Here is a 19,550-nt window from a genome sequence, read left to right as displayed (position 1 = left end):
CCGGTGGAGGCGACGACCCGGCGGCCGGTCCTGCGTCGGGCCGCCCCGGTCAATCCCCCGGTCGGGGTGGCCCCCGACCTGAAGGAGGCCACCGTGTTCAGACCGTTCCGGAGGAACGCCGCGCTGGGGTCGTACCGGATGAGGAGCCGGCCGGTGCCGACCGGCGTGCCGGGCGCGACGGTGCCGGACCCGGTCCCCGCCCGGTCCACGGTGCCACCAGCCTGGGCGACCTGGCCGACGGTGGCCCTGCCACGACCGGGCCGGGCCGGTTGGCTGACCCCGGCGCAGACCTGGCGGGCCAACGGCGGTCGCTGGTGACCACCATCCGCATTCCCGGCCGCTCCCCGCCGAGATCTTGGAAGGAAGCGGTCCCCGGAGGGGCCGAAAATCTCCAAGATCTCGCGCAACCAGCCCCACCCGGCGGGGCGGCGGTGAATCGGTACGTGCCGCACGTGGCGATGCGGCCGCTGTGGCGGTGCCGGGCGTGCGGTGCGCACTGGCCGTGCCAACCGGCACGGCTGGCGCTGCTGGTGGAGTATCGGCACGACCGCCCGGCTCTGCTGATCTACCTGGGGACGCTGATGGCCGAGGCGTCCGCCCATCTCGCGCAGCTCAACGGGCACGCACCGCCGACCGGGCTGCACGAGCGCTTCCTGGGTTGGGCGCGGGCCCGGGACGGCAGAATGTTCCACGTGAATCATGAGCCGGGTGCCGAGATCCACCACACCGACCCGTTCGCCGTACCGGTGGACCGGCGCTCTCCCGTACGCCGGTTGCGTGGCCGGCTGGCGGCGCCGGTGACACTGTGGACGGCGCCCGGGCCGGCGGGCCTGACGGTCTCCTCCACGCTGGTGGCGGAGGGCGAGCCGGACCGGCTGCTCGGCCTGATCGACCCGGAGGCCGACCTGTGGGCGGCGGTGGAGGAGGCGGGCCGCTTCGCGGTCGCGCCGTTGAATCCGTCGCACCGGCAGCTCGCGGACCGGTTCGCCGGGCTCTTCCCGTCCCCCGGCGGTCTGTTCGCCACCGGCACCTGGACGCAGACCGACTACGGCCCGGTGCCGTCGGACGCGGGCGGCTGGGTCGGTTGCCGGCTCGACGACGCCCGGGAGTACGGCTGGGGTCTGCTGGTGGACGCCACCATCGAGACGGTCGAGCTGGCGGAGGAGACGGACCCGCTGCTGCACTACCGGGGCCGGTACCGCGAGCTGACCTGACCAGGTCGCCGCCGCTCGGAGGTGACCACCGGCACCGCGGCCGGCCCCCGGCGCCGACCGGTCACCGGAGTGAGCCAGGTCACTCGGCGCAGCCATCGTGCCGTTCGGCGCAACCGTCGACCGACGCCGATCTCACGCTTCCCGGGTCGGGAGTGCGCTCCTTACCGTGCGCGAAACTCCCCGATGCCTGTGAAGGTGGTGATCCACAGATGTCCACGGACACACCCGCGTCCGCCCCCGCCGAGTCGGCGGCGGAACGCTATCTGGCCGTACAGCGGTCGGACGAGTTCGCCGGGTTGCGACGCGCGTTGCGCGGCTTCGTCTTCCCGATGACCGTCGCGTTCTTCCTGTGGTACGCGCTCTACGTGATCCTGTCCGCGTACGCGCGGGACTTCATGGGCACGAAGGTCGTCGGCAACATCAACGTCGCCCTGGTCTTCGGTCTGCTGCAGTTCGTCTCCACCTTCCTCATCGCCTGGCTCTACTCCCGGTACGCCGACCGGAAGATCGACCCGGTCGCCGACCGGATCCGCGCCGAGATCGGGGAGGTGACCCATGAACACGGTCCTCGCGGCTGAGGCGGGCGACACCACCGCCCGGAACCTCACCATCACGCTGTTCCTGATCTTCGTGGCGGTGACGCTGGCCATCACGATCTGGGCCAGCCGGCAGACCAAGACGGCCACCGACTTCTACGCGGGCGGCCGGTCCTTCTCCGGCTTCCAGAACGGCATGGCGATCGGCGGCGACTACATGTCGGCGGCGTCGTTCCTGGGCATCGCCGGCATCATCGCCCTGTACGGCTACGACGGCTTCCTCTACTCGATCGGCTTCCTGGTCGCCTGGCTGGTGGCGCTGCTGCTGGTGGCGGAGCTGCTGCGCAACTCCGGTCGCTACACGATGGCCGACGTGCTGGCCTTCCGGATGCGGCAGCGCCCGGTCCGCACGGCCGCGGCGGTCTCCACCATCACGGTCTCGATCTTCTACCTGCTGGCCCAGATGGTCGGCGCCGGCGCCCTGGTCGCCCTGCTGCTCGGCATCCGGCCGGGAACCACCTTCCTCGGCATGGACGCGGACGCCGCCAAGATCGCCACGATCATCATGGTCGGCGCCTTGATGATCATCTACGTGACGGTCGGTGGCATGAAGGGCACCACGTACGTGCAGATCGTCAAGGCGTTCCTGCTGATGGGCGGCGCGCTGATCATGACCGTGCTGGTGCTCGCCAAGTTCAACTTCAACCTGTCGGAGTTGCTGGGCCAGGCGGCCGAGTCGTCCGGCAAGGGCAGCGCCTTCCTGGAACCCGGGCTGCGCTACGGCGTCGAGGTGGCTGGAAACTCGACGCAGACCTTCTACAACAAGATCGACCTGCTGTCGCTCGGCATCGCGCTGGTGCTCGGCACGGCCGGCCTGCCGCACATCCTGATCCGCTTCTACACGGTGCCGACGGCGAAGGCGGCCCGCAAGAGCGTGCTCTGGGCGATCGGCATCATCGGCACCTTCTACCTGCTCACCCTGGCGCTCGGCTTCGGCGCCGCGGCGCTGGTGGGCGGCGAGGCGATCACCGCGCAGGACCGGGCCGGCAACACGGCCGCGCCACAACTGGCCGAGGCGCTCGGCGTCGACTTCCTCGGCGGTGATCTCGGCGGGGCCACCCTGCTCGCGGTCATCGCGGCGGTCGCCTTCGCCACCATCCTCGCCGTGGTGGCCGGACTGACCCTCGCCTCCTCGTCCAGCCTGGCGCACGACTTCTACGCCAACGTCATCAAGGACGGGACGGCGTCCGAGCGGCAGGAGGTGACGGTCGCGCGGATCTCCGCGCTGGTGATCGGCGCGATCTCGATCGTGCTGTCGATCTTCGCGCAGAACCTGAACGTCGCCTTCCTGGTGGCGCTGGCCTTCGCGGTGGCGGCATCGGGCAACCTGCCGGCGATCCTCTACAGCCTGTTCTGGAAGCGGTTCAACACCTCCGGCGCGGTGTGGGCGATCTACGGCGGCCTGTTCGCCGCGGTCTTCCTGGTGTTCTTCTCCCCGGTGGTCTCCGGGGCGCCGACCGCGATGTTCCCCGAGCAGGACTGGCAGTGGTTCCCGCTGTCGAACCCGGGCATCCTCTCCATCCCGTTCGGCTTCCTGTGCGGATGGCTCGGCACGGTGCTCTCCAAGGAGCGCGACGAGGACAAGTACGCCGAACTCGAGGTGCGCTCGCTCACCGGGGCGGGCGCGCACTGACCACCCCGGGTGGGCCGTGCGACGAGCGCCGGCCTGCTCGGTGCGTGATAAGAAGGGCCCCCTGTACAACGCGAGGCGTTAACAGGGGGCCCTTCCTTGTCGGGTCACCTGCCGGGCCGGTCGGTAGGCTGACCGGCATGAAGGTCGTGCAGCGCTTCGGGTCCGGTCACCGCATCCTCGTCACCGGCGGCGCCGGCTTCGTGCCGTCGCACGTGGTCGACGTCCTGATCGGCCGGGGCTGCACGGTGGTCGCGGTCGACAACTTCGTCACCGGGTCGAAGGAGAACGTCGCCCATCTGGCCGACACGCCGACCTTCACGCTGGTCGAGGCCGACATCTCGGACGGTCTGCCGACCCACCACCCCGCGTTCGCCGAGCGGTTCGACGCGATCCTGCACATGGCCTCGCCGGCCAGCCCCACCGACTTCGAGAAGCTGCCGGTGGAGATCCTGCGGGTCGGCTCGGTCGCCACCCTGCACCTGCTCGAGCGGGCGGTCGCCGACGGCGCGCGCTTCCTGATGGCGTCCACCTCCGAGGCGTACGGCGACCCGAAGGAGCACCCGCAGCGCGAGACGTACTGGGGCAACGTCAACCCGATCGGCGTCCGCAGCGTCTACGACGAGTCGAAGCGGTTCGCCGAGGCCGCCACCATGGCGTACCACCGCAGCCGGGGGCTGGACGTCGCGATCGTCCGGATCTTCAACACGTACGGGCCGCGGATGCGTCCGGACGACGGGCGGGCGATCCCGACCTTCATCTCCCAGGCGCTGCGCGGCGAGCCGATCACCGTGCACGGCACCGGCAACCAGACGCGCTCGATCTGCTACGTCGACGACCTGGTGCGGGGCATCCTGCTGCTGCTCGACTCGACGGAGACCGGGCCGATCAACTGCGGCACCGAGCACGAGATGAGCATGCGACAACTGGCCGAGACGATCGTGTCACTCTGCGGCAGCAGCTCCGAGGTGACCTACATCACCCGCGCCGCCGACGATCCGGAGATGCGTCGCCCCGATCTCACGCTCGCCCGGCAACTGCTCGGATACGAGCCGCGGGTCGCGCCCGAGGAGGGTCTGCGGCGCACGATCGCGTACTTCCGCGAGCGGCTGGGGTAACCAGCCGGCGACGGGCGGTGGCGACGCCGGCTCCGCTTCAGGGCGACACTGGCCGGACGTACGTACCCTGAGTTACATGTCAGCGACCACGCCCGCCGGTTTCCCGCTTCCGCACACCGGGGGTGTCCACCGGCTTCACCGCAGTGCCGGGCGCGCCCCGGTGCCGGGCTCCGGCCCGGCTGGACGCGCCCGGTCGACCGAGACGCAGTGGTATCCCTCGTACCACGACGAACCGTCGGGGGGTGGCCCCCGTGGCCCCGTCGGCCCCGGTGGACCCGGCGACTTCGGCGGTGGCGACGACGGTTCGGGCCGCCCCCGGCGCCGTGACCCCCGCCCGCGCTGGGGCCGGATCGGTCTGGTGGCCGGCATCGCGGTGCTGGTGCTCGCGCTGCTCGGCGGCACCGGCGCCTGGTTCTACGCCCGTGGCCTCAACGAGGACCTGGGGCGCACCGACCCGTTCTCGCAGATCACCGGCGGCCGGCCGGCCAAGGCGGTCGACGGCGCGCTGAACATCCTGATGGTCGGCAGCGACTCGCGGGACCCGGACGCCCCGGTCAACGAGGCCAGCAAGTGGCGCGCGGACACGATCATCGTGATGCACATCCCGAGCAACCACCAGCAGGCCTACCTGGTGTCGATCCCGCGTGACCTGTACGTGCCGATCCCGGAGAGCGCCAACGCGGACTGCGGCTCGGGTCGGCGCGGGAAGATCAACGCGGCGTTCGCGTTCGGCGGCCTGCCCCTGGCCGTACGCACCGTGGAGTGCTTCACCGACGTCCGGCTCGACCACGTGATGGCGATCGACTTCGCCGGTTTCAAGCAGGTCACCGACGCGCTCGGCGGCGTCGACCTGACCGTGGAGAAGACGGTCACCTCGATCCACAAGCCGTACCGGACGTTCACCAAGGGCGTCAACCACATGGACGGCGCGGAGGCGCTGGACTGGATCCGGCAGCGCAAGCAGTTCCCGAACGGCGACTTCGACCGGATGCGGCACCAGCAGGAGTTCCTCCGCGCGCTGATGGACAAGGCCGCGAGCACCGGGACGCTCTCCAACCCCGTCAAGCTGAACAACTTCCTGAAGGCGGTTACCGCCGCGGTCACCGTCGACGAGGGCTTCTCCCTGGTCGACATGGCGGTGCAGTTCCGCAACCTGCGCGGGGAGAACCTGACGTTCGTGACCAGCCCGCACAACGGCAGCCAGACGATCAACGGCGAGTCGGTGGTGGTCTCGGACCGGGAGAAGGCGCTCTCCATGTACCAGGCGATGGCCAGGGACACCATGACGGACTGGGTCAAGGCGAACCAGAAGAGCGACGGCGGCAACTGACCGCGCCACCCGCCGCATCGACGGCGGTCGTCACCGGTCGGCGGCTGAGCATCCCTGATGCCGGGTGCCAGCCGTCGACCGGTCGTTTCCGACCCCTCCGTTCGGTCGATTTATCCATCGGGCGGTCTGGATAACGGCATTTGACCGTGGGGTGAACTCGCCAGGACGGGAAAGCGTCCGTACAGTGATCCCGCCCCCGATCACGAACTGGAGCACGCATGCCGGTTCAGACCAGCGGTCGCCCGCCGTCGCTGGATGCCCCCCACGCGTCGGCCCGGATGTCCGCAACCATTCCGGCGCAGCCCGGGAAGGGTCGTCCGCCCACCACCCCCGCCAGCCGCAAGCGTCGCCGCAAGGACCCGCTGTGGGCGCGCATCACCCTGATCTTCGGTGCCGTCCTGATGCTGACCAGCGGTGTCGCGATCGTCGGCGGCAAGGTGATGATCGCCCAGGCCACCGGCAACATCGACCAGCGCAACCTGCTCGGCGACGCCGGCAAGTCGGGCGCGGAGGGCGGCGCGAACCTCGACGGCCCGATCGACATGCTGCTGCTCGGGGTGGACGCACGGCAGTCGTGGGCACCCGACGACGTGCGGGCGGACAGCATCATCGTGCTGCACATCCCGGCGACCCACGACCAGGCGTACCTGATCTCGATTCCCCGCGACACCGAGGTGCGGATCCCGGCCTTCTCGAAGAGCGGGTTCCACGGCGGGGTGGACAAGATCAACGCGGCGTTCCAGGCCGGCGCCCGCAACGGCGGCGGCTGGGAGGGCGGCGCGCAGCTGACCGCTCAGACGATCAAGCAGATGACCGGCATCAGCTTCGACGGTGCCGCGATCATCAACTTCGGCGGTTTCAAGCGCATCATCGACACTCTGGGCTCGGTCCGCATCTGTGTCAGCCAGGAGGTCAAGTCGCACCACATGGTGTACGTCGACGGCAAGCCGATGTGGAACGCGGAGGCGAAGAAGACCGGCAAGCCGATGACCCCGGTGGTGCACAAGAAGGGCTGCAAGGAGATGGAGGGCTGGGCGGCGCTGGACTACTCCCGCCAGCGGTACGGCCTCAAGAACGCCGACTACGACCGGCAGCAGAACCAGCAGCAACTGATCAAGGCGATGGCCAAGAAGGCGACCCAGAACGGCACGCTGAGCAGCCCAACCAAGATCAGCAAGCTGATCGACGCGGCCGGCGACGCGTTCGTGCTGGACACCGGCGGCGTACCGGTCATCGACTTCATCTTCACCATGCGCGGGGTCACCGGCAGCGACCTGACGATGCTGCGGACGAACGGCGGCACCTTCAACGGCAACGGCAACAACCGCGAGTCGCTCAGCGAGCAGACGCTGGAGATGTTCCGGGCCGTCAAGGAGGACCGGCTGGCCGACTTCGTGGTCGCCAACCCGGAGGTGCTCTCCACCCGGAAGTGACCGGGGGGTTTCACCGAACCGGCCCGGTGGGGGCGCTCCGGACCGTAGCCTGACGTGAAGAGAATTCGCGTGCGGGTGGCGGGGAGGAACCACGTCCAGGTCGGGGGATGGACGGGAGCGGGCCGGCGCGGGCGTCCGGTCCGGACCGCCCCGCCGGCCCCGACTCCTGCTCCGCGCCGGCCTCGCCCTGGCACTGCTGGCCGGGCTCACCGTGGTCGGCCTCCGGGTGATCGCCGAACGGTACGACCGGGCCGTGGTCAAGGAGCAGTTGCTCGACGAGAGCGCCCGCCGGAAACGCACCGACCTGGACGGAACCCTCAACTACCTCCTCGTCGGCACCGACCGGTGGCGGAGCGGCAGCGCCGCCGACCGGCGGTCGGACACCATCCTCATCGTCCACGTGCCCGCCGGCGGGCGGGAGGCGTACCTGGTCTCGGTACCCCGGGACCTGCTGGTCGCCATCCCCGCCACCGCCGGCTACGGCGGCGGGCAGGACAAAATCAATTCCGCGTACGAGCACGGCGGCGGCGGACTGCCGGGCACCAGACTGCTCTCCGCGACATTGGCCCGCCTGACCGGGCTCCGGTTCGACGGCGCCGCCCTGATCGACTTCTCCGGCTTCCGCCGGGTCATCGACCTCCTCGGCGGCGTCCGCATGTGCGTCGACACCGAGGTCCGGTCGATCCACACCGGCCGGGTCTTCCCGCCCGGGTGCCAGCAGATGGACGGCGGCACCGCCCTGGACTTCGTCCGCCAGCGGTACGGCCTCCCGAACGGCGACTACGACCGGCAGACCCACCAGCAGCAACTGCTGCGGGCCGTCCTGGACCGGACCGGCGAGACCGCGCTGCGGACCAACCCGGTGAAGCTCGACCAGGTCATCCGCGCCGTGGGTGACTCCCTGACCGTGGACACCAACGGCGTACCCCTGGAGGACCTCGTGATCGCGCTGCGCGACCTGCCGGCCGACGCCCTGCGCGGGCTCCAGGTGCCGTCCCGGCCGCAGACCGTCGGCCAGGTGTCGTACGTGGTGCTGGACGACGGCGGCGCCGGCCTCTTCGAGGCGGTCCAGAGCACCCGGGTGCCGGAGTGGGCCCGCGCCAACCCGCGCTGGGTGACGCAGTTGTGACGGGCCACCAAGACCCTAAGCTTGGTAACCGTGTTCGGACCCCGCGTACCCACCGTGACCATCCCCGAGATCACCGACGACACGTACCTGCTCGACGTCCGGGAGGACGACGAGTGGGCCGCCGGCCACGCCCCCGGCGCCCACCACCTGCCGATGATGGAACTGCCGTCCCGGCTGACGGAGGTGCCCACCGACCGGGACGTCGCGATCATCTGCCGCTCCGGCGGACGATCCGCCCAGGTCGTCGCATACCTCATGCGCAACGGCTGGGACCAGGTCCGCAACGTCGAGGGCGGGATGGGCGAGTGGGCCATGGCCGGGCGTCCCGTGGTCGGCGAGGACGGGCAGCCGGGCCGGGTCCTGTAGCGGAGAGCAACGCATGGACCGACCCCTGGTCTTCGCGCACCGCGGCTCGTCGTACGACCTTCCGGAGCACACCCTCGCCGCGTACCTGCGCGCGCTCGACGAGGGTGCCGACGGGCTGGAGTGCGACGTCCGGCTGACCCGCGACGGTCACCTCGTCTGCGTCCACGACCGTCGCCTGGACCGCACCAGCAACGGGCGGGGCCTGGTGAGCGCCCGCACCCTCGCCGAGTTGGAGGCACTGGACTTCGGGTCCTGGCACCCGGGCTGCGTACCGGCCGACGGCGACGAGGTGCTCGACGAGTCGCACACCCGGCTGCTCACCCTGGAACGGCTGCTGGACGCGGTCCTCGCCGCCAACCGGCCGGTCCGGCTGCTGGTGGAGACGAAGCACCCCTCCCGGTACGGCCGGGACGTCGAACGGCGGCTCGTCGCGCTGCTGCGCCGGTACGGGCTGACCGAACCCCGGCCCGAGCACCCGGTCAAGGTGACGGTGATGTCGTTCTCGCTGCTGGCGGTCCGCCGGATCCGCGAACTGGCCCCCGCGCTGCCCACCGTGCTGCTGCTGGAGATGTTGCCCCGCCGGGTGCGGCCGGGCCGGCTGCCGTTCGGAACCCGGATCGCCGGACCCGGCGTGGCGCTGGTGCGGGCCCGCCCGGACCTGGTGCCGGCACTGCGCGCGGCCGGCAACCAGGTGTACGTCTGGACCGTCAACGACCCCGCCGACCTGGACCTGGTTCTGGCCGCCGGGGTGGACGGCATCATCACCGACCGCCCGACCCAAGCCCTGGCCCGCGTGCAAGGAAGGGCCCCCTCTTAACGCCTGCGGTAGTAGAAGGGCCCCTTCTTAACGCTCTACGCCGGCCGGACGGGGGTGTCCGGAGATCCGCGCGGCGGGGCACACTCGGGGCATGCCGGAGCGTACGGACCTTCCCGCTCTGATCGCCGGGCACACGGTGGTCATCGAGATGATCAACTCTGGGGACGCCGGCCTTCCGGTCCTCACCCAACTGCTCCGGGTCACCCAGTCCGCGCTGGGCGCGGCCGGTGTGGCGTTCGTCGAGTTCGCACCCACCGGCGGCCGGATCATCGCCGCCACCGGCGCCGTCGACTGGACCATCGGCCGACCCGTTCCGGCCGACGACCCGGACATCGCCTGCCTGCTCTCCGGGCCCCGCGTCCGGCAGATCCGGGTGGACCGGCTCACCGGCAGGCTCGGCGCCGAACTGGCCGACCGGGGCCTGCACCGGATGGTCGCGTCCCGCGCCGAGATCGGCGGGCTCACCGTGGGGAGCCTGCACGCCCTCTACCCCTCCGACGGCGACGGCCCGGGCACCGACCAGCACGCGGTCGTCACTTACGTCGCCTCCTGCATCGCCCACATGTACGGCGACCAGAGCGGCCTGCCGGTGCACGGCGACGGCCCGGTGGTGGCCGCCATGGCCGACGGGCTGGCCGTGGTCGACCGCGACGGTCACGTCCGGCTCTGGAACCCGGCCGCCGCCCAGGTGACCGGCCGTCCCGCCGCCGACGCGCTCAACCAGCCGCTGCCGTTCCCCCTCCCCCCGCCCGGACAGGTGCTCGACCACCGGCTGCCGGACGGCCGCTGGCTGCGGGTCACCTCGGGCGAGCTGCCCGGCCCCGGCACGCTGCGGGTGGTCACCTTCCGCGACACCACCGACCAGCAGCGCCGTGACAACGACCGGGACCTCTTCGTGGCGGTCACCAGCCACGAGCTGCGGACCCCGGTCACCGTCATCAAGGGGTACGCGGACACCCTCAACGACCACTGGGAGTCGCTGGGCGACGCGGACCGGCGGATGGCCGCCCGCGTGATCGGCCAGCGCGCCAACGAGCTGGCCCGCCTCGTCGACCGCTTGCTCTCCTCGGCGACCGAGGCGGGCCCGGGTGAGGAGCCGTCGGCCCCGTACGACCTCAACGACGCCCTGTGCACGGCGGTGGCCGACCTTCCGGCGGAGCTGCGCCACCGCATCACGCTGGACCTGCCGGCGGGGCTACCCAAGGTGCTCGGCCACCGGGCGAGCCTGGCGACGGTGCTGACCGAGCTGTGCACGAACGCCGGCAAGTACTCGCCACCGGGCACCCCGATCGGCATCAGCGCCGGGGCCGACGGGCAGACCGTCTCCTTCCGGGTCTCCGACCAGGGCATCGGCGTCCGCCCCGAGCACGTGGAGCGCGCGTTCGACCGGTTCTGGCAGGGCGAGTCCGGTGACCGCCGCCGCTTTCCCGGCGCGGGGCTCGGCCTCTATCTGGTCCGCCGGATCGTTGAACAACAGAATGGATGGGTATCCCTTCGACCGAAGGCCGGTGGCGGTACGGTCGCAGAGGTGCGGCTGCCCCGCGGGTGACCGGCGGTGGCGGGGGGTGTGGAGGGGCGACGGTGTCGACGCAAGGTGCCGAACGGGCGTGGTGCGTGGTGGTGCCCCACCACGCGACGGGTGCGCGGCAGGCGCGGCACCGGCTCGCCGACGAGCTGACCGAGGTCGTGAGCCGGACCCTGCTCGCGGACCTCGTGGCGGTCCTCGCGGAGCTGGTGGGCAACGCCGTACGCCACGCCGACCCGCTTCCGGGCGGGGTGATCCGGGTGGCCTGGCGACTCCGCGACACGCCCGCCGGCCCCCGCGTCCACCTGCGGGTGACCGACGGCGGTGCGACCGCCGGGCCGCGGATGCGAACAGCCGACCCGGACGCGATCGACGGCCGGGGCCTGCACATCGTGTCGGGCCTGTCGAGCCGCTGGGGCGTCGACCGGGACGGGCTCGGCCAGACCGTCTGGGCGGAGTTCGAGCCGGCCGGGTCCGTCCGGCCCGACCTGGTGGTCGCCGGGCCGGGGCTCTGACCGCCGCTGATGCGGGTCCTCCCCACGCCGGCCCGCGCCGGCCTCTAGGCTGTCGATCCGTGAGCAAGCGTCGAAAGAGCCAGCGGGCCGCGGACACCACCGGTAAGCGCGAGAAGGTACGGGACGTCTTCGTGCCCCGCCCCTTCGCGGGGCTGGCCGACGAGCCGGAGTGGATCGCGCTGCGCGAGCTGGTGCCGGCCGCCTCCGCGCCGCTGCGGCTCACGCCGGACCTCGTCGAGGAGTACGGCGACCGCGAGGTCCTGCTGGCCACCGTGCTGCCGATGGCGGCACCGGCGATGACCAAGCCGGACGGGCGGGTCTTTATCGGTCTCCAGCGGCACCAGCAGTCCGGCGACGTCTCGCGGGACCTGGCCGAGGCGCTGCTCTGCGCACTGCGTACCGAGCCCGGTGGCCAGGTCACCGTGCCGCCGCTGCCCGGCCCCGGCCCCCGGCTCCAGGACCTGCTGGTCGACGGGCCGCTGGAGATCACCCTGCACGACGGCTTCGGGTTCTGGCTCGACCCGGGTGCGGCGGACGACCCGACCGTGCAGGCGTCGCTGGAGCGGGCCAACGCCGCCATCTACCCCACCGTCCGGCTGACCGCGGCGCGGGCCGCGTACTGGTGCCAGGTGCCGGAGAAGGCGCACGTGCGGTGGGTGCTGCCCGACGACGAGGACGCCGCGCTGGACGCGCTGGCGCGACTCAGCGCGGCCGGCGCCCTGACGCTCGGCGAGCAGACGAAGTTCGCCGGCATGTTCCGGGCGCACGGTCGCCTGGTACCGGTGTGGGACCTGCCCGAGGACACCCCGGCCGGCGAGTGGGAACAGCCGGTGGCGGACTTCGCCAAGCGCTACGCCGAGGCTCTGGCGGAGCCTACCCCCTTGGACGCCGCGGCCCGGCGCGCCCGCCACGGCCTGCTCGGCCGCCAGCTCACCCTCCGCTGAGGCCGGCTGCCGCCCTGCGGGGCCGTTAAGAAGGGGCCCTTCCTCTACCGGAGGCGTTAATAAGGGGCCCTTCCTTACCCGCGCAGCGGGTCGCGGACGAGTGGGCAGGACATGCACCGGGGGCCACCGCGGCCGGAGCCCAGCTCGGAGCCGGCGATCGGGATGACCTCGATGCCGGCCCGTTCCAGCTGGGCGTTGGTCTCCGTGTTGCGCTCGTAGCCGACGCAGAGCCGCGGCGCGAGGGCGAGGGTGTTGTTGCCGTCGTCCCACTGCTCGCGCTCGGCGGTGACCGGGTCGAGACCTGTGTCGATGACCCGGAGCTGGGCCAGGTCCATAGCGTCGGCGGCGGCCCGCAGGAACGGCGCCGGGCCGTCCACCCGCGGGTCCTCGCCGTCGGCGCCGGCGACGACGGTGTACGCGGACAGCGTGCTGGCGATGTTCGGGTACATCAGCACGGCGTCGACGTCGACCATCGTGCAGACGGTGTCGAGGTGCATCGTGGCGCGCTCCTGCGCGATCGGCACGACCAGGATGGTGTGCGCCAGCCGGGCGGCGAAGACCTGGCGCGCGAGACGCTCCGCGCCCGCCGGTGTGGTGCGCTCACCCACGCCGACCGCCAGCACGCCGGGGGCGAGCAGGAGCACGTCGCCGCCCTCCAGGTGCTCCAGCTCCGGGTGGTACACGAACTCGCTGCCGGCGAAGCGGGGATGGTGCCGGTAGATCGCGTCGGTCAGCGTGGTCTCCCGCCTGCGGGCCGTCATGGCCAGGCTGGTGACCGCGACCCGGTCACCGATCCAGACCGACGAGTCCCGGGTGAAGAGCAGGTTCGGCAGCGGGTCGATGACGAAGTCGTGCCGGTCCATCAGGGTGTAGACGAGGCCGCCGGGGCGGTCCCGGCTGATCCGCAGTTCCTCGTGCGCCAGGCCGGCGATGAACACGTCGGCCAGCGCCGCCGGGTCGAGGTACGCGAGGTGGTCGGCGACCCGGGCGCGCAGCGAGTCGCCGAGCCGGGGGGAGCGCAGCACCAGGTCGGTCAGCTCGGCGCGCGCGTCGGCGACGGCGAGCGTCTCCGCCAGCAGGTCGGCGAGGTAGAGCACCTCGACCCCCCGCTCGCGCAGCGCGGCGGCGAACGCGTCGTGCTCCTCCTGCGCGCGGCCCACCCAGGGGATGGCGTCGAAGAGGAGGGAGTCGTTGTTGCGGGGGGTGAGCCGGGCGAGTTCGGGCCCCGGCCGGTGCAGCATGACCGTGCCCAGCCGACCGACCTCGCTGTCCACGTAGTGGGTCACCATCGAAGCGTAGGGCCTGGGTCGGCGTCCCGCCGTCCGTCGCAGCGACTCGGACCGGGGGGCCGGTGCCGACGTCCCCGGCACCGGTCGTGGGAGGGGTTTGGCGGCATCCGGCAAAAGAACTGTGCGTGAATACGGCATTCATCCACAGTCACTCCGGCGCTCCAACTTGCCGACCGGGGGGACTGACAACGTAGGGTAGTGAGGACATAACTTCGAGGGACCTTTTGCCGGAGGTCGCGATGACTGTCTTCCCCGCTCGACGAGCCGTACCGTCGCCCCGGGCACTGCCGCCCGTCGCGGTGCCGCACCCCCGGACGGAACCCCAGGGCGTTCTCAGCCCGGCCCGTCCGTCCCCGTTGGAGTGGGCCCGCCGCCTGCGGGCGGAGCGCGGGGCCCGGCGGCTGGAGGCGGCCGGCGCGCGGGCGCTGGGCCAGCTCGACCACCTCGGCCCCGCCTGGCACGTCATCGAGTGGCCCCGCACCGACGCGACGGACCTGCTGCGGGACCAGGCGGGTGACGACCGCGCCGGCTTCCTCGCCATCGGGCCGAGCGGCCTTTACGCGGTCACCATCGCCGACCATGGCCGGGCCCGCGTGCTGGTGGCCGGCGACGTCGTGCAGATCAACGGCAAGCGCCCGCCGTACGTGGCCGAGGCCCGTCGCGACGCCAAGCGGGCGAGCAAGGCCCTCTCCGATGCGGTGGGCCTGCCGATCCCGGTGACGCCGGTGCTGACCTTCGTCGGCTCCGGCGTCATCAGCGTCTACGGCCTTCCGAAGGACTGCCTGATGGCGACCCACCGGGAGCTGGACCGGCTGCTCGTCGCCGCCGGCAACCGGATCAGCCCGGCCACCGCGGAGAAGCTTTCGCGGGTCGCTCAGCATCCGGCCACCTGGCTCAACGGCACCTACCGGCCGGCCGCCGACTACCGGTGGTACGAGGAGGGCCGAACGGCCGCTGACAAGCCGGTCGGCCGGCGGTAACGTCAGCCGCGACGCCACGCGACCCGGGTCCGGACGGCACCCGCCGGTCGCGCCGTCGCCGGCCGCCCGGTCAGGGCGTGGACCAGCACCCGGCGGCCCGGTGACCCCGACGCGGTCAGCGGCCGGCTCCCGGACCAGCTAGCGTGGACAGACCGTCGGTGTACATAGGAGGCTCGGTGGCCCACGTCGAACTTTCGCTCTCGGAAGTGTTCGTGCCGGCGGCAGGGACATCGACAGAGCAGGGGTCCGACAACGTTGGGCAGTGGTCCTCGACGGTCTGCCGGGCGGACGAGCCGTGCCTGCTGATCGACGCCGACACCCGGGTGATCGCCGTCTCCGCGTCCGGGTGCGAGCTGCTCTGCCTGGGCGCTCCGCAGGACGTGATCGGGCGGCCGTTGCTCGACGGTGGTCTGCGCCTGCTCGACTTCACCGCCAACCGGGGCGAGCTGACCGAGCCGGAGATCGACAAGATTCCGCCGCTGCTCGCCCTCACCTCGGGCCGCCTGGCCCGCGGGCTGCTCCGGGTCCAGGGGGCGTCACCGGACGCGCCCGACGCCACCGTCGACGCGATCTCCACCCCGGTCCTCACCGACGGGGTGGTCGCCGGCTCGCTCACCTTCTTCTCCGAGGTCTGACCTGCGGCGGCATGTGGCGTTCGCCGCACGCGGCGAAGGTGGGGTACGCGCTCGCCGAGGCCGTAAGGTGCCCTCATGCTGGATATCGCTCTGCTGCCGGGTGAGTACGCCGTCTGCCGCCTCGCGGCCGGCTCCACCCTGCCGCCCGCCCTGGCCGGCGGTCTGAGCGACGGCGCTGTCGTCACGGTGAGCTGGACCGCCGACGGGGTCTCGGTGATCTGCCCAGCCGACCGGGCGCCCGAGCAGGCCGTCGTGGAGACCGCCTGGCGCTGCCTGCGGGTGGCGGGTCCGCTCGACCTGGCCGTCTCCGGCACCCTGGCCGCGCTGGTCGACCCGCTGGCGGAGGCCCGGGTCAGCGTGGTCGCGTTCTCCACCTACGACACCGACTACCTGCTGGTCCCCGCGGTACGCCTCGACGAGGCCGTCACGGCCCTGGACCGGGCCGGGCACCGCGTGCTCACCAGATCGTGACGCGGCGTCACGGCGGGCACCGGCGCGGCGCGGCCGGGCTGTGACGCCGGGACGGTCCCGGCTTCACCCGGCCGCCGGATGCTCCTACGATGGGCACGCTCGCCCCCCACCACAACGGTCAGCGTCGATGTCCTGAGGATCGGTCCGTGCCGCCCACCCCGCCCCGCCGTGCCACCGCCCGTCCCCGCGCCGTGGTCGCCCTCCTGGCCGTGCTGCTGACGGCCGGCTGCGGCGCCCCGCCCGAACTGCGGCAGCCCTCACCCACCCGGGCGGCCCGGACCGCCACGCCGGGTCCGACCGGCACGGCCACGGCGGTCCCGAGCCCGCCGGTGACCGGGCTCCCCGGACTGCCGGGCACCACGACGACACCCTCCTCGGGCCTGGTCGCCGTCGCCTGCCCCGCCGGCCCGTCCGGTCAGCGGGTCACCGACCTGGTACGCGGGCGCGACGTGCTGCCCGGCAACGCCCGTGTCCAGGTGAAGACCGGGCCGCTCTGCGCCGACGAGTGGCACTACACCGTCCTCGACGTGGCGGGCTACGAGCCGCTCCAAGTGGTCACCCGCGGCCCGGGCGGCGCACCACGCCTGGTCACCGCCGGGACCGACGTGTGCACCGTGGAGGTGCGGGTCGCCGCCCCGGTCGGCATCCGCACCCTGGCCTGCGACGCCGGCACGGTCCCCGGCTTCGGTGCGTAGGCTGTCGCCATGCCGGGAACACCGCCGACCCGCTTCGTCTACCTCGGGCCCGAGGGCACCTTCGCCGAGCAGGCGCTGCGTACCATCCCCGCCGCCGAGCGGGCCAACCGTACGCCCGCCCGCAGTGTCGGTGAGGCGCTGGAGGGCGTACGGGCCGGGGACGCGGACGCGGCGCTGGTGCCGCTGGAGAACTCGATCGGCGGCGCGGTCGGCGTGACCCTCGACGAGCTCGCCGAGGGGGATCCGCTGGTGATCACCCGCGAGGTGATCCTGCCGGTGGAGTTCGTGCTCGGCGCCCGCCCCGGCACCTCGCTGCCGGCGGTACGCAGCGTCGCCGCCCACCCGCAGGCGTCCACCCAGTGTCGGAACTGGCTGCGCGCGCACCTGCCGGACGCCGTGGTGGTGGACGTCCTCTCCAACGGCGCGGCGGCGGCCGGCGCCGCGGCCGGCGAGTACGACGCGGCGATCTGCGCCCCGATCGGCGCCACCCGGCACCGGCTCGAGGTGCTGGCCGACAAGATCGCCGACCACCCGGACGCCGTGACCCGGTTCGCGCTGGTGTCCCGGCCGGGCCAGCCCCCGCCGCCGACCGGGGACGACGTGACCTCGCTGGCCGTCTACATCGCCCACGACCGGGTGGGCGCACTGCTGTCCGTGCTGATGGAGCTGGCCGTCCGGGGAGTCAACCTGACGCGGATCGAGTCCCGCCCGACCGGTGAGGCGCTCGGCCGGTACGTCTTCTTCCTCGACTGCACCGGGCACGTGGCCGACGTACGGCTCGGCGAGGCGTTGCAGGGGCTGCGCCGGGTGTGCGCCGACGTCCGCTTCCTCGGGTCGTACCCCCGGCACCGCTGGACCGCCGCGGCGGGCGAGCGGCCGGTCCCCGCGCCGGCGGGCCTCTCCGACGCCGACTACGCCGACGCCGCCGCCTGGCTGGCCCGGCTGCGCAGGGGCGACCTGACCTGACCTGACCGCCTGCACCCGGGGCGCACCGCGCTCGCGGCGCGCCCCGGACACGCGTCAGCTCAGCAGGCCGCCGAGGAGGCCGCCCTGCTGCTCCTGCGCGCCGCTGCCCATGACCGGCGGCTCCTCGGAGGGCTGGACGACCACGAAGCCCTGCCCGGCGAAGCTCATGGTGAACGCCTCACCGGTGCGCCGGCCGAGCAGCGTGCCCAGGCCGAGCTGCTCGGCGCGGTGGTAGCCGGTCTGGAGGTTGGCGGACCAGCAGACCGCCGCTTGCGGGTCGACGTAGGTGGGGGCGTCGACGTTGAGGACGACGGGAGTGCCCTTGGTCGTGATGGCGATCCGGCCGTGACCGGAGAAGACGCAGTTGAACAGGCCCGACGACGACGCCATGCCGGCGCCGCCGACCATGCGGATGTCGTACTGGAGGGTGGCGTCGAAGGCGAGCACGCTCGAACCGTTGATCGAGAGGGCGTCGCCCGGCTCCAGCTCGATGATGTGCACGTCCTTGGCGAAGTCCGCCAGGAAGACGTCACCCTGACCGGTGACCTTCATCAGCGGGACGCCCTCGCCGGTGAGCTTCTGCTTGAGGAACTTGCCGAGCCCGCCCGAGCCGAGTGCCTGGAACTGCACGTGCCCCTGGTAGGCCACCATCGAGCCGACCCGGGCCATCGCCTCACCGTTGAGTTCGATCTTGAGCATCTTGGAGTTCTGCAGCCGCATACCCGGCTGGGCGGACTCCTTCTCCAGGTTCTCCGAGGAGAAGAGTTCGCTGCGCATGGACGTGCCTCCTACAGTTCGCGGTGCCTTGGGCCCGACGGTAGGTCAGCAGCGCAACGGGCGGCCATCGGCTGACCGGAGCCTCGGACGCTGTCCCGACAGCCGCCAGGGCCTAGCCCCACCCCAGCTCGTGCAGGCGGTGGTCGTCGATGCCGAAGTGGTGGGCGATCTCGTGGACCACGGTGATCGCGACCTCGTCCACCACGTCGTGCTCGCTGTCGCAGATACGCAGGATCGGGTTGCGGTAGATGAGGATGCGGTCCGGCAGCACGCCCGAGTAGTCCCAGCCCCGCTCGGTCAGGGCGTGCCCCTCGTAGAGGCCGAGCAGGTTCTCACCCGGGGGCGGGTCGTCCTCCACCAGGATGACCACGTTGCTCATCAGGGCGAGCAGTTCCTCCGGGACCTCGTCGAGGGCTTCGCCGACCAGTTCCTCGAACCGCTCCCGGCTCATCTCCACCGCCACACCCCCATTCTGCCCACCGATCGGCACCCGCAAGATCCCCGGCGTTCCCCGGAACGGTTCCGCCCACCTCCACGGGAGGAGGCCCATCCGTCCCCGGATGGTCACTCCTTCCGTGAAAGTGCGGCGAGCCGGGCGGCCCGGGGAGCCCGGGCGTTGCGGGCGCCCGGATGTCAGGAAGTGAGGCGGGCGTTCAGGGTGATCTGGGCGCCCGGCGAGAGCAGGCGCGAGATCGGGCAGTTCTCCTTGGCGGCCTCGGCGAGCTTGGCGAACTGCGCCTCGTCCATGCCGGGCGCCTGACCGACCGTCTCCAGGTCGATCCGGGTGACGGTCATGCCCGCGTCGGTCTTGTCGAAGTGCACCTTGGCGCTGGTCTCCACCGAGGTGCCGGTCGCGCCGGCGTCGGCGAGCTGCTTGGAGAGGGCCATCGAGAAGCAGCTGGCGTGCGCGGCGCCGATCAGCTCCTCCGGGTTGGTGCCCTCGCCCTCCTCGAAGCGCGACTTGAAGGAGTAGTTCCCCTCCAGGCCGCCCTTGCCGGTGCGGAGGGTGCCGGACCCCTCGGTGAGGTTGCCCTGCCAACGTGCGGAAGCGGTACGGATAGGCATGCACCCGACGCTAGTCGAAAGCGGACGCCGGGGCGACCGACCCGCGCACCCGCCA

22 protein-coding genes are annotated in these 19,550 nt (G+C 72.2%); 18 read left to right on the top strand and 4 right to left on the bottom strand.

Annotation, left to right across the window (positions count from 1 at the left end; genetic code table 11):
• Positions 1-93: 93 nt before the first annotated feature.
• The 13 genes from ACN26Y_RS08115 (at position 94) to ACN26Y_RS08055 (ending at position 12,617) form a co-directional block, all read left to right on the top strand.
• Positions 94-318: a hypothetical protein gene (locus ACN26Y_RS08115; protein WP_155329689.1), complete on the top strand. Its 225-nt coding sequence runs from the start codon at positions 94-96 to the stop codon at positions 316-318.
• Between the two features lie 212 nt (positions 319-530).
• Positions 531-1,214, top strand: coding sequence for a flavin reductase family protein (locus ACN26Y_RS08110; RefSeq protein ID WP_230689153.1), 684 nt, complete (start codon positions 531-533; stop codon positions 1,212-1,214).
• A gap of 209 nt (positions 1,215-1,423) precedes the next feature.
• The gene (locus tag ACN26Y_RS08105; protein WP_155329688.1) at positions 1,424-1,792 is read left to right on the top strand and encodes a DUF485 domain-containing protein; all 369 of its coding nucleotides are present in this window, start codon (positions 1,424-1,426) and stop codon (positions 1,790-1,792) included.
• Entirely contained in the window at positions 1,770-3,443 is a 1,674-nt protein-coding gene (locus tag ACN26Y_RS08100; RefSeq protein ID WP_155329687.1) for a solute symporter family protein, read from the top strand. The genes ACN26Y_RS08105 and ACN26Y_RS08100 overlap by 23 nt, the downstream gene beginning before the upstream one ends.
• Before the next feature lie 137 nt (positions 3,444-3,580).
• Entirely contained in the window at positions 3,581-4,558 is a 978-nt protein-coding gene (locus ACN26Y_RS08095; protein ID WP_155329686.1) for an NAD-dependent epimerase/dehydratase family protein, read from the top strand.
• Between the two features lie 76 nt (positions 4,559-4,634).
• A complete protein-coding gene (locus ACN26Y_RS08090) occupies positions 4,635-5,888 on the top strand; it encodes an LCP family protein (RefSeq protein WP_155329685.1) in 1,254 nt (417 codons plus the stop codon).
• Between the two features lie 218 nt (positions 5,889-6,106).
• Positions 6,107-7,321 (top strand): LCP family protein, encoded by a 1,215-nt coding sequence (locus ACN26Y_RS08085; protein ID WP_155329684.1) that lies wholly within the window; start codon positions 6,107-6,109, stop codon positions 7,319-7,321.
• Between the two features lie 193 nt (positions 7,322-7,514).
• Positions 7,515-8,450: an LCP family protein gene (locus tag ACN26Y_RS08080; RefSeq protein ID WP_230689152.1), complete on the top strand. Its 936-nt coding sequence runs from the start codon at positions 7,515-7,517 to the stop codon at positions 8,448-8,450.
• A 30-nt stretch (positions 8,451-8,480) separates the two neighbouring features.
• Positions 8,481-8,816 carry a rhodanese-like domain-containing protein gene (locus tag ACN26Y_RS08075; RefSeq protein ID WP_155329682.1) on the top strand — a complete coding sequence of 112 codons (336 nt, stop codon included), beginning with the start codon at positions 8,481-8,483 and terminating at the stop codon, positions 8,814-8,816.
• 13 nt (positions 8,817-8,829) lie between these two features.
• A complete protein-coding gene (locus ACN26Y_RS08070) occupies positions 8,830-9,633 on the top strand; it encodes a glycerophosphodiester phosphodiesterase (RefSeq protein WP_155329681.1) in 804 nt (267 codons plus the stop codon).
• Between the two features lie 91 nt (positions 9,634-9,724).
• Positions 9,725-11,182: an ATP-binding protein gene (locus tag ACN26Y_RS08065; protein WP_422734544.1), complete on the top strand. Its 1,458-nt coding sequence runs from the start codon at positions 9,725-9,727 to the stop codon at positions 11,180-11,182.
• 65 nt (positions 11,183-11,247) lie between these two features.
• Positions 11,248-11,673: an ATP-binding protein gene (locus tag ACN26Y_RS08060; protein ID WP_230689151.1), complete on the top strand. Its 426-nt coding sequence runs from the start codon at positions 11,248-11,250 to the stop codon at positions 11,671-11,673.
• A 59-nt stretch (positions 11,674-11,732) separates the two neighbouring features.
• Complete coding sequence (locus ACN26Y_RS08055; protein WP_155329678.1) at positions 11,733-12,617, top strand: DUF5926 family protein; 885 nt, start codon at positions 11,733-11,735, stop codon at positions 12,615-12,617.
• Between the two features lie 74 nt (positions 12,618-12,691).
• On the opposite strand, the gene ACN26Y_RS08050 is transcribed toward ACN26Y_RS08055, so the two are convergent.
• Entirely contained in the window at positions 12,692-13,906 is a 1,215-nt protein-coding gene (locus ACN26Y_RS08050; protein WP_230688920.1) for an arginine deiminase, read from the bottom strand.
• Positions 13,907-14,145: 239 nt separating this feature from the next.
• Here ACN26Y_RS08050 and ACN26Y_RS08045 point away from each other — a divergent pair, with 239 nt between their 5' ends.
• The 5 genes from ACN26Y_RS08045 (at position 14,146) to pheA (ending at position 17,653) form a co-directional block, all read left to right on the top strand.
• Positions 14,146-14,886 carry a hypothetical protein gene (locus tag ACN26Y_RS08045; protein WP_155329676.1) on the top strand — a complete coding sequence of 247 codons (741 nt, stop codon included), beginning with the start codon at positions 14,146-14,148 and terminating at the stop codon, positions 14,884-14,886.
• 176 nt (positions 14,887-15,062) lie between these two features.
• A complete protein-coding gene (locus ACN26Y_RS08040; RefSeq protein ID WP_155329675.1) occupies positions 15,063-15,521 on the top strand; it encodes a hypothetical protein in 459 nt (152 codons plus the stop codon).
• Between the two features lie 75 nt (positions 15,522-15,596).
• Positions 15,597-15,992, top strand: a complete 396-nt coding sequence (locus tag ACN26Y_RS08035; RefSeq protein ID WP_422734543.1) for an ACT domain-containing protein — start codon at positions 15,597-15,599, stop codon at positions 15,990-15,992.
• Between the two features lie 89 nt (positions 15,993-16,081).
• A complete protein-coding gene (locus ACN26Y_RS08030) occupies positions 16,082-16,687 on the top strand; it encodes a hypothetical protein (RefSeq protein ID WP_370463313.1) in 606 nt (201 codons plus the stop codon).
• 9 nt (positions 16,688-16,696) lie between these two features.
• A complete protein-coding gene (gene pheA / locus ACN26Y_RS08025) occupies positions 16,697-17,653 on the top strand; it encodes a prephenate dehydratase (protein ID WP_422734542.1) in 957 nt (318 codons plus the stop codon).
• 54 nt (positions 17,654-17,707) lie between these two features.
• On the opposite strand, the gene ACN26Y_RS08020 is transcribed toward pheA, so the two are convergent.
• From ACN26Y_RS08020 to ACN26Y_RS08010, 3 genes are all read right to left on the bottom strand, one after another.
• A complete protein-coding gene (locus ACN26Y_RS08020) occupies positions 17,708-18,430 on the bottom strand; it encodes an AIM24 family protein (protein ID WP_422734541.1) in 723 nt (240 codons plus the stop codon).
• Between the two features lie 112 nt (positions 18,431-18,542).
• The gene (locus ACN26Y_RS08015) at positions 18,543-18,887 is read right to left on the bottom strand and encodes a metallopeptidase family protein (RefSeq protein ID WP_196255891.1); all 345 of its coding nucleotides are present in this window, start codon (positions 18,885-18,887) and stop codon (positions 18,543-18,545) included.
• Positions 18,888-19,063: 176 nt separating this feature from the next.
• On the bottom strand, positions 19,064-19,495 hold the full coding sequence (locus tag ACN26Y_RS08010; protein WP_155329670.1) for an OsmC family protein: 432 nt from the start codon (positions 19,493-19,495) through the stop codon (positions 19,064-19,066).
• Between the last annotated feature and the right edge of the window lie 55 nt (positions 19,496-19,550).

Origin of the sequence: Micromonospora sp. WMMD558 (assembly GCF_049315255.1) — a bacterium.
Taxonomy (GTDB): domain Bacteria; phylum Actinomycetota; class Actinomycetes; order Mycobacteriales; family Micromonosporaceae; genus Micromonospora.
This window is presented reverse-complemented; position numbering and strand designations above follow the sequence as displayed.

Coding starts and splice junctions, on each gene's coding strand:
- ACN26Y_RS08105 (WP_155329688.1), top strand. CDS start 1,424: ATGTCCACGGACACACCCGCGTCCGCCCCCGCCGAGTCGGCGGCGGAA.
- ACN26Y_RS08100 (WP_155329687.1), top strand. CDS start 1,770: ATGAACACGGTCCTCGCGGCTGAGGCGGGCGACACCACCGCCCGGAAC.
- ACN26Y_RS08095 (WP_155329686.1), top strand. CDS start 3,581: ATGAAGGTCGTGCAGCGCTTCGGGTCCGGTCACCGCATCCTCGTCACC.
- ACN26Y_RS08090 (WP_155329685.1), top strand. CDS start 4,635: ATGTCAGCGACCACGCCCGCCGGTTTCCCGCTTCCGCACACCGGGGGT.
- ACN26Y_RS08085 (WP_155329684.1), top strand. CDS start 6,107: ATGCCGGTTCAGACCAGCGGTCGCCCGCCGTCGCTGGATGCCCCCCAC.
- ACN26Y_RS08070 (WP_155329681.1), top strand. CDS start 8,830: ATGGACCGACCCCTGGTCTTCGCGCACCGCGGCTCGTCGTACGACCTT.
- ACN26Y_RS08065 (WP_422734544.1), top strand. CDS start 9,725: ATGCCGGAGCGTACGGACCTTCCCGCTCTGATCGCCGGGCACACGGTG.
- ACN26Y_RS08050 (WP_230688920.1), bottom strand. CDS start 13,906: ATGGTGACCCACTACGTGGACAGCGAGGTCGGTCGGCTGGGCACGGTC.
- ACN26Y_RS08045 (WP_155329676.1), top strand. CDS start 14,146: ATGACTGTCTTCCCCGCTCGACGAGCCGTACCGTCGCCCCGGGCACTG.
- ACN26Y_RS08035 (WP_422734543.1), top strand. CDS start 15,597: ATGCTGGATATCGCTCTGCTGCCGGGTGAGTACGCCGTCTGCCGCCTC.
- ACN26Y_RS08030 (WP_370463313.1), top strand. CDS start 16,082: ATGGGCACGCTCGCCCCCCACCACAACGGTCAGCGTCGATGTCCTGAG.
- pheA (WP_422734542.1), top strand. CDS start 16,697: ATGCCGGGAACACCGCCGACCCGCTTCGTCTACCTCGGGCCCGAGGGC.
- ACN26Y_RS08020 (WP_422734541.1), bottom strand. CDS start 18,430: ATGCGCAGCGAACTCTTCTCCTCGGAGAACCTGGAGAAGGAGTCCGCC.
- ACN26Y_RS08010 (WP_155329670.1), bottom strand. CDS start 19,495: ATGCCTATCCGTACCGCTTCCGCACGTTGGCAGGGCAACCTCACCGAG.